This window comes from Pseudomonas sp. PDM26 (genome assembly GCF_019219185.1).
Taxonomy (GTDB): Bacteria; Pseudomonadota; Gammaproteobacteria; order Pseudomonadales; family Pseudomonadaceae; genus Aquipseudomonas.
This window is the reverse complement of record NZ_JAHUWC010000001.1, coordinates 276,833-296,628: the sequence shown is the minus strand read 5'-3', so window position 1 is coordinate 296,628 and position 19,796 is coordinate 276,833. Positions and strand designations below refer to the sequence as shown.

General features: G+C 60.1%; 18 protein-coding genes. 11 read left to right on the top strand and 7 right to left on the bottom strand.

Annotated features, from left to right (window positions below; all coding sequences use genetic code 11):
* Positions 1-26: 26 nt before the first annotated feature.
* Positions 27-908, top strand: coding sequence for a LysR substrate-binding domain-containing protein (locus KW849_RS01380; RefSeq protein ID WP_218426992.1), 882 nt, complete (start codon positions 27-29; stop codon positions 906-908).
* A 108-nt stretch (positions 909-1,016) separates the two neighbouring features.
* Here KW849_RS01380 and KW849_RS01375 read toward each other — a convergent pair whose 3' ends face one another.
* A complete protein-coding gene (locus KW849_RS01375) occupies positions 1,017-1,631 on the bottom strand; it encodes an NAD(P)-dependent oxidoreductase (RefSeq protein WP_218426990.1) in 615 nt (204 codons plus the stop codon).
* Positions 1,632-1,826: 195 nt separating this feature from the next.
* Complete coding sequence (locus tag KW849_RS01370; RefSeq protein WP_218427861.1) at positions 1,827-2,711, bottom strand: MBL fold metallo-hydrolase; 885 nt, start codon at positions 2,709-2,711, stop codon at positions 1,827-1,829.
* Between the two features lie 235 nt (positions 2,712-2,946).
* Between KW849_RS01370 and KW849_RS01365 the strand changes: the two genes are divergently transcribed.
* The gene (locus KW849_RS01365; protein ID WP_218426988.1) at positions 2,947-3,852 is read left to right on the top strand and encodes a LysR family transcriptional regulator; all 906 of its coding nucleotides are present in this window, start codon (positions 2,947-2,949) and stop codon (positions 3,850-3,852) included.
* A 202-nt stretch (positions 3,853-4,054) separates the two neighbouring features.
* Positions 4,055-4,231 carry a hypothetical protein gene (locus KW849_RS01360; RefSeq protein WP_218426986.1) on the top strand — a complete coding sequence of 59 codons (177 nt, stop codon included), beginning with the start codon at positions 4,055-4,057 and terminating at the stop codon, positions 4,229-4,231.
* Positions 4,232-4,239: 8 nt separating this feature from the next.
* Here the strand turns inward: KW849_RS01360 and KW849_RS01355 are convergent, their stop codons facing one another.
* Entirely contained in the window at positions 4,240-5,136 is an 897-nt protein-coding gene (locus KW849_RS01355) for a helix-turn-helix domain-containing protein (RefSeq protein WP_218426980.1), read from the bottom strand.
* Positions 5,137-5,326: 190 nt separating this feature from the next.
* On the opposite strand from KW849_RS01355, the gene pobA reads away from it, so the two are divergent.
* Positions 5,327-6,511: a 4-hydroxybenzoate 3-monooxygenase gene (gene pobA, locus KW849_RS01350; RefSeq protein WP_218427859.1), complete on the top strand. Its 1,185-nt coding sequence runs from the start codon at positions 5,327-5,329 to the stop codon at positions 6,509-6,511.
* A gap of 78 nt (positions 6,512-6,589) precedes the next feature.
* Positions 6,590-8,107 (top strand): MDR family MFS transporter, encoded by a 1,518-nt coding sequence (locus KW849_RS01345; RefSeq protein WP_218426978.1) that lies wholly within the window; start codon positions 6,590-6,592, stop codon positions 8,105-8,107.
* A gap of 204 nt (positions 8,108-8,311) precedes the next feature.
* Here KW849_RS01345 and KW849_RS01340 read toward each other — a convergent pair whose 3' ends face one another.
* The 3 genes from KW849_RS01340 to KW849_RS01330 all read right to left on the bottom strand — a co-directional run bounded on the left by KW849_RS01340 (position 8,312) and on the right by KW849_RS01330 (position 11,242).
* Entirely contained in the window at positions 8,312-9,184 is an 873-nt protein-coding gene (locus KW849_RS01340) for an ATPase (RefSeq protein ID WP_218426976.1), read from the bottom strand.
* A gap of 117 nt (positions 9,185-9,301) precedes the next feature.
* Complete coding sequence (locus tag KW849_RS01335; protein WP_218426974.1) at positions 9,302-10,294, bottom strand: NAD(P)-dependent oxidoreductase; 993 nt, start codon at positions 10,292-10,294, stop codon at positions 9,302-9,304.
* A gap of 54 nt (positions 10,295-10,348) precedes the next feature.
* Positions 10,349-11,242: a LysR family transcriptional regulator ArgP gene (locus tag KW849_RS01330; protein WP_218426972.1), complete on the bottom strand. Its 894-nt coding sequence runs from the start codon at positions 11,240-11,242 to the stop codon at positions 10,349-10,351.
* A 97-nt stretch (positions 11,243-11,339) separates the two neighbouring features.
* Between KW849_RS01330 and KW849_RS01325 the strand changes: the two genes are divergently transcribed.
* From KW849_RS01325 to KW849_RS01315, 3 genes are all read left to right on the top strand, one after another.
* Complete coding sequence (locus KW849_RS01325; RefSeq protein WP_108215032.1) at positions 11,340-11,741, top strand: ACT domain-containing protein; 402 nt, start codon at positions 11,340-11,342, stop codon at positions 11,739-11,741.
* 6 nt (positions 11,742-11,747) lie between these two features.
* On the top strand, positions 11,748-12,350 hold the full coding sequence (locus KW849_RS01320) for a LysE/ArgO family amino acid transporter (protein ID WP_218426970.1): 603 nt from the start codon (positions 11,748-11,750) through the stop codon (positions 12,348-12,350).
* Between the two features lie 164 nt (positions 12,351-12,514).
* Positions 12,515-13,111, top strand: a complete 597-nt coding sequence (locus tag KW849_RS01315; protein ID WP_007986065.1) for a superoxide dismutase — start codon at positions 12,515-12,517, stop codon at positions 13,109-13,111.
* A 113-nt stretch (positions 13,112-13,224) separates the two neighbouring features.
* On the opposite strand, the gene KW849_RS01310 is transcribed toward KW849_RS01315, so the two are convergent.
* Positions 13,225-13,491, bottom strand: a complete 267-nt coding sequence (locus KW849_RS01310) for a DUF6124 family protein (protein WP_218426968.1) — start codon at positions 13,489-13,491, stop codon at positions 13,225-13,227.
* A gap of 951 nt (positions 13,492-14,442) precedes the next feature.
* Between KW849_RS01310 and KW849_RS01305 the strand changes: the two genes are divergently transcribed.
* The 3 genes from KW849_RS01305 to KW849_RS01295 all read left to right on the top strand — a co-directional run bounded on the left by KW849_RS01305 (position 14,443) and on the right by KW849_RS01295 (position 19,796).
* Positions 14,443-16,494 carry a bifunctional diguanylate cyclase/phosphodiesterase gene (locus KW849_RS01305; protein WP_218426966.1) on the top strand — a complete coding sequence of 684 codons (2,052 nt, stop codon included), beginning with the start codon at positions 14,443-14,445 and terminating at the stop codon, positions 16,492-16,494.
* A 237-nt stretch (positions 16,495-16,731) separates the two neighbouring features.
* Positions 16,732-18,087, top strand: a complete 1,356-nt coding sequence (locus KW849_RS01300; protein ID WP_218426964.1) for an imelysin family protein — start codon at positions 16,732-16,734, stop codon at positions 18,085-18,087.
* A 281-nt stretch (positions 18,088-18,368) separates the two neighbouring features.
* On the top strand, positions 18,369-19,796 hold the full coding sequence (locus KW849_RS01295) for a di-heme oxidoredictase family protein (protein ID WP_218426962.1): 1,428 nt from the start codon (positions 18,369-18,371) through the stop codon (positions 19,794-19,796).

The following is a 19,796-nucleotide window of genomic DNA, read 5'->3' as shown; positions in this document are numbered from 1 at the left end:
GTCCTCACGTCATACCTTGGATCCCAATGAAACGACTGCCTCCCCTGCCGGCGCTGCACACCTTCCTGATTACCGCGCAGTGCTGCAATTTCACCCGGGCCGCCGAACAGTTGCACATCACCCAGGGCGCGGTGAGTCGGCAGATCGCCGGACTGGAAGATCATCTGGGTTATGAGCTGTTCATCCGCCTGGCCCGAGGCCTGGACCTGACGGCCGAAGGGCGGGAATGGCTGCCACGGGTGCAGCAGATTTTCGGCCTGATCGACGAGGCGGTTGAGCAGATCGGCGAAAAGCGCGAAACCCTGCAACTCAAGGCCCCGACCTGCGTCATGCGCTGGTTGCTGCCGCGTCTGTTGCAATGGCAAAGGGAGCGCCCGGACGTGCCGGTGGAACTGACCACCACGGTCAAGCACGGCGTGGACTTTCATCGCGAGCAGTTCGATGCGGCGGTGATGTACGGCACACCGCCGGACAATTCATTGATGTCGCAAAAACTCTTCGATGAGCAACTCACGCCCGTGTGTTCCAGGCCGATGCTCGAAGGCCCCATTCCCCTGCAAGCACCGGCCGATCTGCAACAACACCTATTGCTCCACCCGACCCGCGATGAACGGGACTGGAAGGCCTGGTTGAAAGCGGCGGATGTGCATTTGACCAATATCGGCAAGGGCCAGCATTTCGAAACACTGGACCTGGCGATGTCGATGGCGTCCCAGGGAACGGGGGTGGCGATTGGCGATTGGTCGCTGATCGGCGATGACTTGAATGCCGGGCGGCTGGTCATGCCATTCGATTTGAAGGTCACAACGGGGCTGGCGTATTACCTGGTGTTCCCCGAAAAACCCGGACCTTCGCCGAAGTTGCGTGAATTGATGGGCTGGTTGGTGGAGCAGGCGCAGTCGCGCTGAAACACGGTATCTGTAGGAGCTGCCGAAGGCTGCGATCTTTTGATCTTGAAAGTCAAAATCAAAATCAAAAGATCGCAGCCTGCGGCAGCTCCTACATGGATTGCGGTGTTAGTACCCGACGGTAAACCGCTGCCGCGAATGTTTCGGCGTTTCCACTTCGTCGAGCATTGCAATCGCGTAGTCGGCAAAGGTGATCCAGCTGCGCCCTTCGCTGCTCACCAACAAATCATCCTGACCGAGACGAAATTTCCCGGTGCGCTCGCCCTCGACAAATTCGGCCGATGGCGACAGGAAGGTCCAGTCCAGGTCCCGCTCTTCACGCAAGTTTGCGAGGAATTCGGCACCGGCACTGGCCTCTGCCTTGTAAGCCTCAGGGAAACCTTCGCTATCGATCACTCGAGTGCCATCGGGCAATAGCAGCGAACCCGCCCCACCCACCACCAGCAGACGTTTAACCCCAGCTTTTTTCACCGGGCCAACGACTGCGCTGGCAGGCAGCGCGGCGAAATGCGCCGCGCTGATAACCACGTCATGGCCCGCTATTGCAGCTTGCAACGCAGCGGCATCAAGGGCATCGACGGCCTTGCTGACCACACCTTCACGCGGGTCGATTTTCGCCGTGTCGCGAGCAATGGCGGTAACGCTGTGACCGCGACGCAGGGCTTCTTCCAGCAGTTGGCTACCGGCACGCCCGGTGGCACCGATGATTGCGATTTTGCTCATGACGTTCTCCAGTTGGCTTGAAAGTATCGGTATCAAATTGCGCTGACCTTTGTGGCGAGGGAGCTTGCTCCCGCTCGGCTGCGAAGCAGTCGTAAAATCTGTGCTTAGGGTGTGACTGATGGAATGCAGGGGAGCGCTTCGCGCTCCAGCGGGAGCAAGCTCCCTCGCCACAGGAATTCCCATTAGCCCTTAAATTCATTCACCCCACTTCATCTCGCCCTTGGCGACCTTGGCGCTCAGCTCCAGGGAGCTTTCATCACCCAGGGTCGGGAAGCGCTTTTTCATCGCCGCGATCAGCGCGGCAGAATCCTTGGCCTTTGCGGTTTCCTCGTCGAAAGCCTTGATGTAAGCGGAGGTGAACTGCACTGCCGTCAGTGAGCGATCGCTCTCGCCCAGGTAATGCCCCGGTACCACGGTCTGCGGCTTCAGGGTTTCAATGGAGTGCAGCGTAGCCAACCAATCGGCATGGGACTGTGGCGTTTGCGTGTCAGCCATCCACACGTGGATGTTCTGCGCCACCACGACACCGCCGACCACGGCCTTGATCGACGGAATCCATACAAAGCTGCGATCCGGCTGCGGGCCCTCAAGACCAACCACCTGCAATTTCTTCCCTTCGAGGTTCAGGCTATCGCCCTTGAGCACGTCCGGCACGATGGTTTTGCCCGGCACATCAGCCCCCATTTTCGGGCCCCAGAACGCCAGTTTGCCGTCGACGGTTTGCTTGATATGGTCAACGGTCGGCTGCGAGGCGAGTACCTTGGCCTTGGGGAACGCGGCCGTCAGGGTTTCGAGGCCGAAGTAGTAGTCCGGGTCACCGTGGCTGATGTAGATGGTAGTCAGCTGCTTGCCGCTGGCGCGGATCTTTTCCACCACCTTCTCGGCCTGGGATTTGCCGAATTGCGCATCCACCAGGATCGCTTCCTTCTCGCCGCTGACCAGCACCGAGGTCACCGGGAAGATGGCTTTTTCGCCGGGGTTGTAGACATCCAGCGTCAAGGTCGAGGCGGCTGCATGGGCGGCGAAACCAAAGGCCGCGCTTGCCAGCAAAATGCGCTTTAAAGTGGTGAAACCGATCATCTGTTGCTCCGTTGTCCGAATGCCTTGCATGGCGATGTCTTTTGTAGGAGCGAGCTTGCTCCGGGCGGCGTTCCGACGATGGAATCGAAGACGCCGCGCTTAACCGGTAACCCGCGTTATCGTTAACGACCATCGCGAGCGAGCTCGCGCCTACAGAGGAACAGAGCTTAGTTGTCTGACTCAGTACAAAAAATGCGATGCTTGAACATAGTTTGTTTCTGAAAGCGGGCAAATCATGGATCGTCTTCAAGCAATGCGTGTGTTCGTCACGGTGGTCGACCTCGGCAGCCAGTCGGCCGCCGCCGATCATCTGGAGCTGTCACGACCAGTGGTGTCGCGGTATCTGGCAGAACTGGAAGACTGGGTCGGCGCTCGCCTGATGCATCGCACCACACGCAAGTTGAGCCTGACCGCCGCCGGCACCGAGATCCTGCCCCGCTGTCGGCAGATGCTCGATTTGTCCAGCGACATGCAAGCCGCCGTCAGCGAACCGGACGACGCACCGCGCGGCCTGCTGCGGATCAGTGTCAGCACCTCCTTCGGCCAGGCGCAACTGGCCGATGCCATGGCCGCGTACGTCAAACGCTACCCCGGCGTCAGCATCGACATGCAGATGCTCGACCGCACTGTGAACCTGGTGGATGAGCGCATCGACCTGGCGATCCGCACCAGCAACGACCTGGATCCGAACCTGATTGCCCGCCGCCTGACGGTTTGCCGCTCGGTGATCTGCGCTTCCCCCGCTTACTTGCGCGAGCACCCGGCGCCGCAACGGATCGAGGACCTGAGCCGGCACAATTGCCTGACCCATTCCTACTTCGGCAAAAGCCTCTGGCATTTCGAGCAGAACGGCGAGCAGGTTTCAGTACCAGTGCAGGGCAACATCAGCGCCAACGAGGCCAGCACGCTGCTGCGCGCAACGCTCGCCGGTGCCGGGGTGGCGATGCTGCCCACGTATCAGGCCGGCGTGCACATTCACAGCGGCGAATTGATTCGCCTGCTGCCGGCAGCCGAACCCCGGCAAATGAACGTGTATGCGGTGTATGCCTCGCGCAAGCACATGCCGGCGGCGTTGCGCAGCTTGCTGGATTTTCTGGTGGTGAGGTTTCCGGAGGAACCGGCGTGGGATGTGGGCCTGTAAACACCGACCCTGTAGGAGCTGGCTTGCCAGCGATAGCGGCGTATCAAACAACATCAGCGGTGACTGACACGCCCTCTTCGCTGGCAAGCCAGCTCCTACAAAGGTGATCAGTGTTCTGAATACCGCGCTATTGCTGATAACTCCCCAGCGCTGACCTATGCTCAAAGCAATACCGAAAGGTATTCGTTCAGAGGTCAACGCCATGAACATCAAAACAAGAAGATACCTCGCGATTTTCATCACCTGCGCGGTCACGCTCGGGCTGTATGGCGCTGCCGCCTGGCGCGTAGAGCAACTGCGCAACCTGCCCCGCGAATACGCGAGCTGCAACTTCGAGCGCTGCGTTCCCCATAACGCCACCCTCAACGCCCTCCGGTAACGAAGGGGTCAGGCTTCGTTGTCCTGATCGGCCTTCAAGCGGTCGCGGAAGGCCTTGGGCGAAATCCCCACACGACGCCGGAACAGGCGCGTGAAGTTGGTCGGATCGGAAAACCCCAACACGTCGGACATTTCATAAATAGTCATGCTGGTGTAGGTCAGCAAACGCTTGGCCTCCAGCAATTGCCGTTCGTGCATGATCTGCAACGCCGGTTGCCCCGCCAACTCACGACAGGTGCCGTTGAGGTGCGACACGGAAATCCCCAGCCGGTGCGCCAGGTCCTCGACTTTGACGTGCTGGCGATAGGTCTCTTCCACCAGCTGAATAAAACCATTGAGGTATTCCCGGGCCCGCTGCGGTCGCGCCATGGCAGTGCGACGCTGGATCACCTGACGGCTGACCCACACCATGATCACACTGACCAGCGAATGCATGAGCATTTCCCGCGCCGGTTGATGGCTGGTGTATTCGCTCTGCAAGGCACTGAACAGGCTGTTGAGGTACTCGGCGTCCTTGCCTGCCGGGTAACTTTCAGCCTGGGCCAGGGCATTGATCGAGTGTCCCAACTGCATCTGCAGATGGGCGATCAGTGGCGCGGCCAGGGTCACGACAAAGCCTTCCACATCCTCGGAAAAGCGAAAGCCGTGCACCGACAGCGGTGGCAGGATCTGGATCGCCGGTTCCACCAGTTGCGTACGATTGCCTTCGATTTCAAGCTCTGCCTGACCTTTGAATACGAAGAGTAACTGGCACAAATCAGCGTGGCGGTGGGGTTTGATTTCCCAATGATGTTCGCGACTGCGTTTGGAAATGGTTTCACAGTGCAGCAAGTCCGGGGTCGGCCAATCCAGGCTTTCACCGTAGAGCTTGAACACCGGAATCGAAGGCAGGTCAGGCTTGTTCATCACTTCAATCCAGGCCTCGGAGTAGATGGCGGGCGATAATCGCACCGATTGGCAGAATGTACAGGTATCGGCTCAGTTTTCACCTTCAATTGACAGACTCGCAAGGGAAAAATGCAAGCACTCGATCCATAAAAATCATTCACCGGCCCTGGTCGCGTGAAGCTTGCGAGTCATAACAACAATGAAAACGCTGAAAACCCAAGTCGCCATCATTGGTGCCGGCCCTTCAGGCCTGTTGCTCGGCCAATTGCTGCACAACGCCGGTATCGACACCGTCATTCTGGAACGCCAGGCCCCGGACTATGTGCTCGGCCGAATCCGCGCCGGCGTGCTTGAACAAGGCATGGTAGAGCTGCTGCGCCAGGCCGGCGTGAGTCAGCGCATGGACGCCGAGGGACTGGTGCATGGCGGCTTCGAGCTGGCCCTCGACGGGCGCCGGGTCCATATCGATCTGCACGCCCTGACGGGTGGCAAAACCGTGATGATCTACGGCCAGACCGAAGTCACCCGCGACCTGATGGCCGCTCGTCGGGAGGCCGGCGCACAGACGATTTATCAAGCCGCCAACGTCGTTCCCCACGGCATGAAAACCGATGAAGCGTTTGTCACTTTTGAGAAGGATGGTGAGACCTGGCGACTCGATTGCGACTACATCGCCGGTTGCGACGGTTTCCATGGGGTGGCGCGGCAATCGATTCCCGCCGACAGCCTGAAAGTCTTCGAACGGATCTATCCCTTCGGCTGGCTCGGGATCCTGGCCGATACCCCGCCGGTCCACGAAGAACTGGTCTACGCCCGCCATGAACGCGGCTTTGCCCTGTGCAGCATGCGCTCGCCGACACGCACCCGTTATTACCTGCAAGTGCCCACCAGCGATCATGTCGATAACTGGTCGGATCAACACTTCTGGGACGAACTCAAGTCGCGATTGCCGCAAGAACTGGCAGACAAACTGGTCACCGGCCCGTCCATCGAAAAAAGCATCGCGCCACTGCGCAGCTTCGTGGTCGAGCCGATGCAGTACGGGCGGATGTTCCTGGTCGGCGATGCCGCGCACATCGTCCCGCCCACCGGCGCCAAGGGCCTGAACCTGGCGGCCAGTGATGTGAGTACGCTGTTCAACATCCTGCTCAAGGTTTACCGCGAAGATCGCGCCGATTTGCTGGAGAAATATTCGGAGATATGCCTGCGTCGGGTATGGAAAGCCGAGCGCTTTTCCTGGTGGATGACCTCGATGCTGCACCGCTTTGATGATCACGATGCCTTCAGCCAGCGCATTGCCGAGTCGGAACTGGAGTATTTCATCGACTCCGAGGCGGGTCGGAAGACCATTGCGGAAAACTACGTCGGCCTTCCTTATGAGGCTATCGAATAGCCTGCTATCGACTTACACTGGCGAGCATTCCCGCTCGCCTTGCCACTTGCGGGTCAATCACTGCCCGCAGGTTTTCCCGTGACCAATCTCCACCAGCCTGAAACGCTCAAACCCGCCATCCGCAGCGTGCTGATCGCGCTGATGCTGGCGATCTTTCTCGGAGCGCTGGACCAGACCATCGTCGCCGTTTCGATGCCGGCCATTTCCGCGCAATTCAAGGACGTCAGCCTGCTGGCCTGGGTGATTTCCGGCTACATGGTGGCCATGACCGTGGCAGTGCCGATCTACGGCAAACTGGGCGACCTGTACGGGCGGCGCAAGCTGATGCTGTTCGGCATGGGCCTGTTCACCCTGGCGTCGGTGTTCTGCGGCATGGCCCAGAGCATGGAGCAACTGGTACTGGCGCGGATCTTCCAGGGTATCGGGGCCGGCGGGATGATCTCGGTGAGCCAGGCGATCATCGGTGACATCGTGCCGCCCCGGGAACGCGGACGATATCAGGGCTATTTCAGCAGCATGTATGCCGTGGCGAGCGTGGCCGGCCCAGTGCTCGGCGGTTACATGACCGAATACCTGTCCTGGCGCTGGGTGTTTTTGATCAACCTGCCGCTGGGCCTGGGCGCCTGGCTGGTGGCCTATCGCACGCTGGTGGGCCTGCCGATTCCGCAACGCAAACCGATCATCGATTACCTGGGCACCGTGCTGATGATCATCGGGCTGACGGCGTTGTTACTGGGCATCACGCAGGTCGGTCAGGGCCATTCGTGGCGCAGTGCCGAAGTGCTGGCGCTGCTGGCCAGTGCAGTGCTGGTGCTGGGGCTGTTCGTCGTCCACGAGCGGCGCGCACGGGAGCCGTTGCTGCCCATGCATCTGTTCGCCAACCGCAACGCGATCCTGTGCTGGTGCACGATTTTCTTTACCAGTTTCCAGGCCATCTCGCTGATTGTGCTGATGCCATTGCGCTTCCAGAGCGTCACCGGTGCCGGCGCCGACAGCGCTGCCCTGCACCTGTTGCCACTGGCCATGGGTTTGCCGATTGGCGCGTATTTCGCCGGCCGCCGTACTTCCGTGACCGGGCGCTACAAACCGATGATCCTTATCGGTGCTGCGCTGATGCCCATCTCGATTCTTGGCATGGCGTTCAGCCCACCGCAGGCGTTCGTCGTGAGCAGCCTGTTCATGTTGCTCTGCGGGATTTCCTCCGGCATGCAGTTCCCGACCTCCCTGGTCGGCACGCAGAACTCGGTCGAGCAACGGGATATCGGCGTGGCGACCAGCACCACCAATCTGTTCCGTTCGCTGGGGGGCGCCGTGGGTGTGGCGTTGATGTCGGCGCTGCTGCTGGCGCTGTTGCAGGATTCAAGTCTTGCGCATCTGGCCGGCTCGTCGCTGATTGCCGAAGGCAGTTCGGGGAATGTGTTGCTGGACGGTTTGAACGCCGCACCGGGTGACGCGCAGAATGCCTTGCGCGCTGAGCTGTTGCTGACGTTCCGGCACTTGCTGACGGTCAGCGCGGCTGTTTCATTGCTGGGGCTGGCGGCGGCGATTGCCATGCCGAACATGCTGTTGCGCGGGCGTGAGGACAAGGTTCGGTAGGCAGGCCGAGTCGCCTTCATCGCGGGCAAGTCAGTTAAGGGATCGACCAGCGCTGATTAGCCTGTGGCGAGGGGGCTTGCCCCCGTTCGGCTGCGAAGCAGTCGTCAATCAGGCGCTGCGGTTTATCTGGCAAACTGCAGCGAATGAATTTGGGGCGGCTTCACCACCCAACGGGGGCAAGCCCCCTCGCCACAAATGCTCGGATTACTGCCGGGCGCGCAGTTGCTGCTGCAGGTTCTGGATCTGCGCCTGAAGGGTATTGATGTTGCGGGTGACCTGGCTGCGGAAGGCATCGAACTCGGCGGTATTGGTCGAGCCCTGTGTGGCGGCCGGACGATTGTCCTGCTGGCTCTTGAGCACGATCATGTCTTGCTCGAGTCGTTCGATGGCTGCGCTCGGATTGCCTTGCTTCTTCAGCGCGGTGATGTCGGCGCCCAGGCTTTTGAGCTGTGCGTCGAGTTTTTCCGAGTCGGACGGGGCACTTTTCAAGGCGGCCAATTCAGCGCTCAAGGCTTTGACCTGGGCCTGTAACTGCGTATTGACCGTCTGATGCTCGGTGTCCTGGGCAGTCAACTGCGCCAGGCGCTTGTCCAGTTCGGTGGATTGCGCGGCCATTTGTGCCAGTCGCTTGTCCAGGTCCGAGGCCTGGCCGGCAACACCTTGCTGCTGGGCGCCCTGGTCCTTGAGTTTGCTTTCCATCTGGCGGATTTGCAGCTTCAAGGCCTCGCTGTCGGTGATGACACTGGTCTGGCTGGCAACGACCTTTCCGGAAATGTCCTGCAGGCGCCCAGCCGCTTCCTCACTGATCCGCGCGAAACTTTCCTGGGTCGCCACCAATTGCTGTTCCATCAGGGAAATCTGCTGAAAACTCCACCAGGCCAGGCCCGCGAACGCAATGATCAACGCCCCGACCAACGCCCACAGGGGGCCGGTACTCGCCGCCTTGACCTTCACCGCCGGCGCCGTGCGCGAATGCACGACCGTGCGGGCAGTCGGCGGAAAATCGTCGTCGAGAACGTCTGCACGCAGGCTCGGTACATCGTCGAAGTCGTCGTTGGCATCGTTACGCATGGACATTGAATCAACCTTAGTGAAACAAATGATGGCTTTATGCCGCGCAGTATAAACCCCACAGCCTCAACCATTGACCCCCAAGCCCCGTATCCGGTTCAGTCAGGGGGCGTTGTTCGAGCGTCAACGAATATCCTGGGCCTTCCACCAGCCACAGAACTCATCGAGGGCCGTCCAGAGGCTGACCTTGGGATCGTAATCCAGATAATGCCGGGCGCGACTGATGTCCAGGGTGAAATTTTTATTCATGACCTGCATGCCCAGGCGCGACAGCGTCGGTTCGGGACGCCCCGGCCACAACTTGCACACACCCTCGTTGAGCGCTGCCACGCTGTAGGCCAGGCCGTAGGAACGGTGGCGGGTTACCTGTGGAACCTCCATGTTGCGCATGACGTAATTGACCACGTCCCACAACGGAATCGGCGTGCCGTTGCTGATGTTGTAAGCCTTGCCCAACGCGGAACCGCTGGCCAGCAAACTGCTGAGCAGCGCCTCGTTAAGGTTTTGCACGCTGGTGAAATCAACTTTGTTCAGACCGTTGCCGATGATCGCCAGGCGCCCCTTGCGCTGCATGTTCAACAGGCGCGGGAAGATGCTCATGTCGCCGGCCCCGGTGACGAAGCGCGGGCGCAGGGCCAGGGTTTCGAGGCCGAACTCCTGGGCGCCGAAGACTTTTTGTTCGGCCAGGTACTTGGTGGCGGCGTAAGGGTGTTTGAAGCGCTTGGGCACCTGTTCTTCGGTCAGGCCCAAGTGATCGCGACCATCGAAGTAGATCGACGGCGACGACAAATGCACCAGCCGCCGAACCCGTTGCTTCAGGCAGGCCTCGACCACGTTCTCAGTAACCTGGACGTTGCCCTGATGGAAATCCTGATAACGCCCCCACAAACCGACGGCTCCGGCGCAATGCACCACGGCCTCGACGTCCGAGCACAGCTCGCGCGCCAGTTCCGGGTCGCTCAAGTCACCCGGGATGAACTCGGCTCCCCGGCGTACCAGATGCTCCACGCTCTCGGCCCGGCGACCGTTGACCCGCACGTCCAGGCCCTGCTCCAGGGCAAAACGCGCAAAGCGCCCGCCGATGAAGCCGCTTGCGCCGGTAACCAGAATCTTCATGAATTGCTCCGAATATTTCGTTTTGCGTATTGCGTGAGGTCTTGACGCTGCGCGTCAGTCCAAGGGCACCAGCCATTGCTTCGATGCGCGTACCAATTGATCGGTGAGCAGCCCCAGCAACTGACCGCCATTACGCCAATGATGCCAGTACAGCGGCACATCGATCGGTTTATCTGGCAGCAGCTCCTGCAATACGCCCCTTTGCAGTTGCTCGCGCGCCTGCAGTTCCGGAACCAGCCCCCAGCCCAGCCCGGCTTCTGTCAGACGAATGAAACCTTCGGAGGACGGGCACAAATGGTGTTCGAAACCACCCTCGACGCCGAGGGACGCCAGGTAGCGATGCTGCAGGAAATCGTCCGGGCCAAACACCAGCGCCGGGGTGCGGGCCAACTGATCGGCGCGTACGCCCTGCGGAAAATGCCGGGCAATGAAGGCGGGGCTGGCCAGTGCCCGGTAACGCATGGCCCCCAGCAGCACGCTGCGCGCACCCGCCACCGGACGTTCGCTGGCGCAGACGCAGGCCGCCACTTCACCGGCGCGCATGCGCTTGAGGCCAACGGTCTGGTCTTCGACCACCAGGTCCATCAACAGATGCTGTTCCGCGCAAAACGCCCCCACGGCCTGTGCCCACCAAGTGGCCAGGCTGTCGGCATTCAGGGCGATCCGCAGGCGTTCCGGCAGGCCCTCCTCATCCAGCGCCGGCACCAGGCTCTGCAAATCCCTTTCAAGCAAGCGCACTTGCTGCACATGGTTGAGCAACCGTCGACCGATTTCCGTCGGCGTTGGCGGCGTGGCCCGCACCAGCACCGGCTGACCAACCCGCGCCTCCAACAGCTTGATACGCTGGGAAATCGCCGATTGCGACAAGCCCAGTACCTGGGCCGCCCGTTCAAAACCGGCCTGTTCGACCACGGCGGCCAGGGCAGAAAGCAATTTATAGTCGAACATCAGTTTTCCTAATGAGCGATCAGCAAGATTGGTTTTTCTTATACAGCCTTCACAAGGACAATGACTAGCAAGAACTCTTGGAACAAGGAACGCCCACATGGCTGGCGAAACTTCATTGGCAACGCTGCTGCGCAGCATGAGCCCGCAACTCAACACCGGCGAATACGTGTTCTGCACCCTGCGTGACGGCAAGTTGCCCAAGGATCTGGAGATTGTCGGCAGCTTCCGCGAGCAGGAAGGCCTGACCGTGATTCTCGAACGTTCCCACGCCGAAAAAGCCGGATTCAGCTTCGACTACATCGCTGCCTGGATCACCTTGAACGTACATTCGGCCCTCGAAGCGGTCGGCCTGACCGCCGCGTTCGCCACGGCACTGGGCAAGGCCGGAATCAGCTGCAACGTGATTGCCGGCTACTACCACGACCATTTGTTTGTCGGCCAGGCCGACGCCGACCGTGCCCTGCAAGTACTGCGGGATCTGGCAGCCAACGCGGAGTAAAAAATCATGTGGCAAAGTTATGTGAACGGGCTACTCGTGGCCTTCGGTCTGATCATGGCGATCGGCACCCAGAATGCGTTTGTCCTGGCGCAAAGCCTGCGGCGAGAGCATCACCTGCCGGTAGCGGCGCTGTGCGTGGCATGCGATGCCCTGTTGGTGGCCGCCGGGGTATTTGGCCTGGCGACAGTGCTGGCGCAGAGCCCGACGTTGCTGGCTATAGCCCGCTGGGGCGGCGCAGCGTTCCTGTTGTGGTACGGCAGCCAGGCGCTGCGCCGGGCCTTTTCGAAGCAGAGTCTTGAGCAGGGCGAAGGCCAGACCGTACGCTCGCTGCGGGCGGTCATGCTCAGCGCGCTGGCGGTGACCTTGCTCAACCCGCACGTCTATCTGGACACCGTTTTGCTGATCGGCTCCCTGGGCGCCCAACAAACCGAGCCCGGCGCCTATGTCGTAGGTGCGGCCAGCGCCTCGCTGCTGTGGTTTTTCACCCTGGCGCTCGGCGCGGCATGGCTGGCACCGTGGCTCGCCCGACCCAGCACCTGGCGAATTCTCGACCTGTTGGTAGCGGTGATGATGTTTGCCGTAGCGCTGCAACTGATCGCGGCCATCTGATTGGCGGAACCTCTATTCCACACAGTTGTTGCGTGGTTATGCCGCCCCCCCGGTGCTATGATCCGACTCCCTGCGCCGCAAAGAGTACAAACTCCCCGGCGCTTGTCTGGCCGCCCGTGATCGGCCTTGCGCTCACCGCAACTGACCTGATTAGGAGAATCATTATGGCTTTCGAATTGCCGCCGCTGCCTTACGCACACGATGCCCTGCAGCCGCACATTTCCAAGGAAACCCTGGAATACCACCACGACAAGCACCACAACACCTACGTCGTGAACCTGAACAACCTGGTGCCAGGCACCGAGTTCGAAGGCAAGACCCTGGAAGAAATCGTCAAGACTTCCTCGGGCGGTATCTTCAACAACGCCGCTCAGGTCTGGAACCACACTTTCTACTGGAACTGCCTGGCGCCAAACGCCGGCGGTCAACCAACCGGCGCTCTGGCTGAAGCCATCAACGCGGCCTTCGGTTCGTTCGACAAGTTCAAGGAAGAGTTCAGCAAGACTTCCATCGGCACCTTCGGTTCCGGTTGGGGCTGGCTGGTGAAGAAGGCTGACGGTTCCCTGGCCCTGGCCAGCACCATCGGCGCCGGCAACCCGCTGACCAACGGCGACACCCCGTTGCTGACCTGCGACGTCTGGGAACACGCTTACTACATCGACTACCGCAACCTGCGTCCAAAGTACGTCGAAGCGTTCTGGAATCTGGTCAACTGGAAATTCGTGGCTGAGCAGTTCGAAGGCAAAACCTTCACCGCTTAAGCTCGACGCCAGTCAAGAAAACCCGGCTTTTTAGCCGGGTTTTTTATTGCCCGGGATTTTCAGCGTTCGGCAGGCTCGCGATGAACGATGACGCGGTCAACCTGACTGAATACCTATCCCTGCGGATCGACGTTATCCAACGCACGATTCACCGCCAGCTCCGCCAGCATGATGATCTGCGCAATGGCCAACGCCGTGTTGCGCTGAGGACCGGTCAGGAAGGTGGCGAAATCACTCGCCATGACGTTGGCCGAAGCCAATGACTCACAAGCATGGGCCAGCAGGGATTCGGTATCCATGTCCGGGGCGATCATGAACATGGTGTTGGGGGTGTAGGGTTTGGTGGTGTTGTTGGGGGGATCGGGGATTAACTTATCCACTGAAATATTCTTATGCGGTGGGTGCCGCCAATTGCCGTTCTCACACGGCAAAGAGGTGGCAGCTATGTGCGAGGTGAGAAAACCGGTCATAGGCCACCCGGCCAGACAAAAGTCTGCCCGCACACAGCCGCCATAACGCATTTACAAACAGCGGATAAGCTGGCGGCAATTATGCGGATACTGGCACTGGATGACTATGACTTGCCGGGTTCTCACACCCGATCGCTGAGTTTTCAGCGACAGTCAGAAGCTATTGAGTCCGCTTCCGACGGGCAACCTGAAAACTGCGTGGGAAACTTCTGGCGCTTTCCTACACCGCTACCCCGCAAAAACGTAACGCGGAGCGTCTCTGGCAGCATTCCCACGCGGGAGCGTGGGAACGATCAGCTTAGAGGCTTGGGAGATTGGTCGGCTGTCAGGCCGCCATCGCTGGCAAGCCAGCTCCTACAGGGATTGGGGACCTCTGCAAGAAATTGGTCGGCTGGCAGGCCTGGTTCTTCATGCGGACGCATTTCCCCGTTGGAGCTGGTAGGAGCTGTCGAGTGCAACGAGGCTGCGATCTTTTGGCCTTATTCCTGACCAACAAGATCAAAAGATCGCAGCCTTCGGCAGCTCCTACGCAGTGATACATCCGCGAAATCAGGTCGGCTATCTGGCCACCGGAGCGGGCAACCCAGGACAATTTCCCACGATGAAACAAGTCTTGCCCCCCTTGCCCCAACGCCGCGGACGACTAACATCAAACAAAAGGAAAATATCTCCACCCCGCCCCTCAAGTTGAAGGACTAGACAACCGACACAGTGCTAATAGGCTAACTCGTCAAGACAACTGCAAATCGGCCAGGCTGAAGGCAAAATCCCCCAAGGGTGATAGTCCCTTTGACTGCCATCACGGGATTGCCAATACTCATGGCAACTTGATGCTACCCGCACGGAACAAGGAATAACCCTTTGAAGCTGGAACTCAAGAACAGCTTGTCGGTGAAGTTGCTCCGGGTCGTGCTCCTGTCGGCATTGATCGTCGGCGTGGTCTTGAGCTGCGCCCAGATTGTGTTCGATGCCTATAAAACACGCCAGGCCGTCGCCAGCGATGCCCAGCGCATCCTCGACATGTTTCGCGACCCCTCGACCCAGGCGGTCTATAGCCTGGACCGGGAAATGGGCATGCAGGTCATCGAAGGCCTGTTTCAGGACGCCGCCGTGCGCCAGGCCTCCATCGGCCATCCCAACGAAGCTATGCTCGCGCAAAAAAACCGCGAGCTGCAGCACTCCCACAGTCGCTGGCTGACCGACCTGATTCTTGGCAAGGAACGCACCTTCACCACCCAACTGGTCGGTCGCGGGCCTTACAGCGAGTATTACGGCGATCTGAGCATCACCCTCGATACCGCCACTTACGGCCAGGGGTTCATTGTCAGCTCGGTGATCATCTTCATTTCCGGCGTACTGCGCGCGCTCGCCATGGGGCTGGTGTTGTATCTGGTCTATCACTGGCTGCTGACCAAGCCGCTGTCGCGGATCATCGAGCACCTCACGGAAATCAATCCGGATCGTCCCAGCGAACACAAGATTCCGCTGCTCAAGGGCCACGAGAAAAACGAACTGGGCATCTGGATCAACACCGCCAACCAGTTGCTCGAATCCATCGAACGCAATACCCATCTGCGTCACGAAGCCGAAAACAGCCTGTTGCGCATGTCCCAGTACGATTTCCTGACCGGACTGCCGAACCGGCAGCAATTGCAGCAGCAACTGGACAAGATCCTCATCGACGCCGGCAAACTGCAGCGCCGGGTCGCGGTGTTGTGTGTCGGCCTCGATGACTTCAAGGGCATCAACGAGCAGTTCAGCTACCAGACCGGCGACCAGTTGTTGCTGGCCCTGGCCGATCGCCTGCGCGGTCATAGCGGTCGCCTGGGTGCCCTCGCCCGTCTCGGTGGCGACCAGTTCGCCCTGGTCCAGGCCGATATCGAGCAACCCTACGAAGCCGCCGAGCTGGCACAAAGCATTCTCGATGATCTGGAAGCGGCGTTTGCTCTCGATCATCAGGAGATCCGCCTGCGCGCCACCATCGGCATCACCCTGTTCCCCGAGGACGGTGACAGCACCGAGAAGTTGCTGCAAAAGGCCGAGCAGACCATGACGCTGGCCAAGACCCGTTCGCGCAACCGCTATCAGTTCTATATCGCCAGCGTCGACACCGAAATGCGCCGTCGCCGCGAGCTGGAAAAAGACCTGCGCGACGCACTGGTCCGCAATCAGTTCTACCTCGTCTACCAGCCGCAGATCAGCTATCGCGATAACCGCGTGGTGGGCGTCGAAGCCCTGATTCGCTGGCAACACCCCGAGCACGGTATGGTACCGCCAGACCTGTTCATCCCGCTGGCCGAACAGAACGGCACCATCATTGCCATCGGCGAATGGGTGCTTGACCAGGCCTGCAAACAACTACGCGAGTGGCATGACCAGGGCTTCAGCGACCTGCGCATGGCGGTAAACCTGTCCACGGTTCAATTGCACCACGCCGAACTGCCACGGGTGGTCAACAACCTGCTGCAGATGTATCGCCTGCCACCACGCAGCCTGGAGCTGGAAGTCACGGAAACCGGTCTGATGGAAGACATCAGCACGGCGGCCCAGCACCTGCTCAGCCTGCGCCGGAGCGGCGCGCTGATCGCCATCGATGACTTTGGCACCGGCTATTCATCCTTGAGCTATCTGAAGAGCCTGCCGCTGGACAAGATCAAGATCGACAAGAGCTTCGTTCAGGACCTGCTCGATGACGACGACGATGCGACCATCGTTCGGGCCATCATCCAACTGGGCAAGAGCCTGGGCATGCAGGTGATTGCCGAAGGCGTGGAAACCGCCGAGCAAGAGGCCTACATCATCTCCGAAGGCTGCCACGAAGGTCAGGGCTATCACTACAGCAAACCGTTGCCGGCACGGGAGCTGGGCGCCTACCTGAAGCAAGCCCAACGCAGCAACGCCGCTATTTTGTAACCCCCTGTAGGAGCGAGCTTGCTCCGGGCGGCGATCCGACGATGAACCTGAGAGCAACACGCTCATTCAGAATGAACGCGTCATCGTTCACGTCCATCGCGAGCAAGCTCGCTCCTACAGTGAATAAGAAATATTTACAGGTACAACCCTTTACACATAATGCGAAAGATTTGCATTATGTCGCAGTTTTGCGTGCGCATCGCACCACTCCCCCCTTATCGAAGCAGGATGTTCGCCATGATTCGTATGCCTCTGGCTACCGCCAGTCTGTTGGCCATCGCTATTTCCCTCGCCGGTTGCGGCGAAGGTAAAGACCAAGAAAAAGCTGCCGCGCCTGCGCCAGCTGCCAGCACTGCGGCTGCCCCGGCTGCTCCAGCCGCTGCGCCTGCCGCTGCCGGTAAAGTCGACGAAGCCGCCGCCAAAGCCGTTGTCGCCCATTACGCCGACATCGTTTTCGCCGTTTACAGCGATGCCGAATCCACCGCGAAGACCCTGCAAACCGCCGTCGACGCCTTCCTCGCCAAGCCGAACGCCGACACCCTGAAAGCCGCCAAGGCAGCCTGGGTTGCCGCTCGCGTGCCTTACCTGCAGAGCGAAGTGTTCCGCTTTGGCAACACCATCGTTGATGACTGGGAAGGTCAACTGAACTCCTGGCCGCTGGACGAAGGCCTGATCGACTATGTCGACAAGTCCTACGAACACGCCTTGGGTAACCCGGGTGCCACTGCCAACATCATCGCCAACACTCAAGTGCAGATCGGCGAAGACAAGGTCGATGTCAAAGACATCACCCCGGAAAAACTCGCCAGCCTGAACGAGCTGGGCGGTTCCGAGGCCAACGTCGCCACCGGTTACCACGCCATCGAATTCCTGCTCTGGGGCCAGGACCTGAACGGCACCGGCCCTGGCGCCGGCAACCGTCCGGCTTCGGACTACCTGGAAGGCAAAGGCGCCACTGGCGGTCACAACGATCGTCGTCGTACTTACCTGAAGTCCGTGACTCAGCTGCTGGTCAGCGACCTGGAGGAAATGGTCGGTAACTGGAAGCCGAACGTGGCCGACAACTACCGCGCCACCCTGGAAGCGGAACCGGCTGAAACCGGCCTGCGCAAAATGCTGTTCGGCATGGGCAGCCTGTCCCTGGGCGAACTGGCGGGCGAACGCATGAAGGTTTCCCTGGAAGCCAACTCCCCGGAAGACGAACAGGATTGCTTCAGCGACAACACCCACAACTCGCACTTCTACGATGCCAAGGGCATTCGTAACGTGTACCTGGGCGAATACACCCGTGTCGACGGCACCAAAATGACCGGCGCCAGCCTGTCGTCCCTGGTGGCCAAGGCTGATCCGGCCGCTGACACCGCACTGAAAGACGACCTGGCTGCTACCGAAGCCAAGATCCAGATCATGGTCGACCACGCCAACAAGGGTGAGCACTACGACCAGTTGATCGCCGCCGGCAACACCGCGGGCAACCAGATCGTCCGCGACGCCATCGCATCGCTGGTCAAGCAGACCGGTTCGATCGAAGCCGCTGCAGGCAAACTGGGCATCAACGACCTGAACCCGGACAACGCTGATCACGAATTCTGATCAACGCTGGCTGAGTGAGTAATAAGGCGACCTTCGGGTCGCCTTTTTTGTCGGGCATAACACAAACAACTGTAGGAGCGAGCCTGCTCGCGATGGGGCCATGTCAGTCGACATCAGTTTTGGATGACACATTGCAATCGCGAGCAGGCTCGCTCCTACAGGGGGTTATGGGTAAGCCAAATTACCTGTCCCATATCAAGCAAACGATAATTCCTCTTATTCAAATTCCCATCCCCTGTTAGACTTTGCGCCCTTGTTTTGCTCGTCTTGCAGGATATCTGATGCCCCCGCTGCCTCTGCGCTTGTCCGCACTGTTTCTGGCCCTGGGCCTGAGTGCCTGCGATGACGCCCCGAAATTCACCCAGGCCGAACCCGGTGAAGCCCGCTCCGGTGGCAGTGCGACGGTGCGCAAGACCGATCAGAATGCGTTTTCCATGCCCTCGGCGAATCTTCCGCCGTCACGGCGCGTGGATTTCAGCGTCGGCAACAGTTTCTTCCGCAGCCCTTGGGTGATTGCCCCGTCGACGACGACCGCTCGCGATGGCCTCGGCCCACTGTTCAACACCAATGCCTGCCAGGGCTGCCACATCAAGGACGGCCGCGGCCATCCGCCGACTCCCGACGATGTGAACGCCGTGTCGATGCTGGTACGCCTTTCGATTTCCGACGCCCCGGCGTATGCCAAGGTCATCGAACAGCTCGGCGTGGTGCCGGAGCCCGTCTACGGCGGTCAACTCCAGGACATGGCCGTACCCGGCGTAGCCCCCGAAGGCAAAGTGCGGGTCGATTACACCGCCGTGCCGGTTCGCTTCAAGGACGGCACCGAAGTCGAATTGCGTAAACCAAGCCTGAACATCACCCAACTAGGCTACGGCCCGATGCACCCCGACACCCGTTTCTCGGCGCGTGTAGCGCCGCCGATGATTGGCCTGGGCCTGCTCGAAGCGATCCCCGAGGAGGCGATCCTGGCCAATGCCGAGGCGCAGGCCAAGGCGAACAACGGCATCAGCGGACGCCCGAACCAGGTGTGGAACGATGCCCAACAAAAGACAGTGTTGGGACGATTTGGCTGGAAAGCCGGACAACCAAACCTCAATCAACAAAATGTTCACGCGTTTTCGGGTGATATGGGGCTCACGACCAGCCTGAGACCCCTTGATGACTGCACGGACGCGCAAACGGCCTGCAAACAGGCTCCCAGTGGCAACGGCCCCAATGGCGAGCCGGAAGTCAGCGACAACATCCTGCGCCTGGTGCTGTTCTACAGCCGTAACCTCGCCGTACCGGCCCGTCGTGACGTCAACGCCCCTGAAGTACTGGCCGGCAAGACCCTGTTTTATCAGGCCGGTTGCCAGTCCTGTCACACACCGAAATACACCACCGCCGCCAACGCATCCGAACCTGAACTGGCCAATCAAGTGATTCGCCCATACAGCGATCTGTTGCTGCATGACATGGGCGACGGCCTGGCCGACAACCGTAGCGAATTCCAGGCCAGCGGCCGCCAATGGCGTACCCCGCCATTGTGGGGTATCGGCCTGACACAGGCGGTCAGCGGCCACACCCAGTTCCTGCACGATGGCCGCGCCCGCAACCTGCTCGAAGCCGTGCTCTGGCATGGCGGCGAGGCGACAGCGGCGCAGCAACAGGTTTTGTCTTTCAATGCCGAGCAACGCGCTGCGTTGCTGGCGTTCCTGAATTCCCTTTAA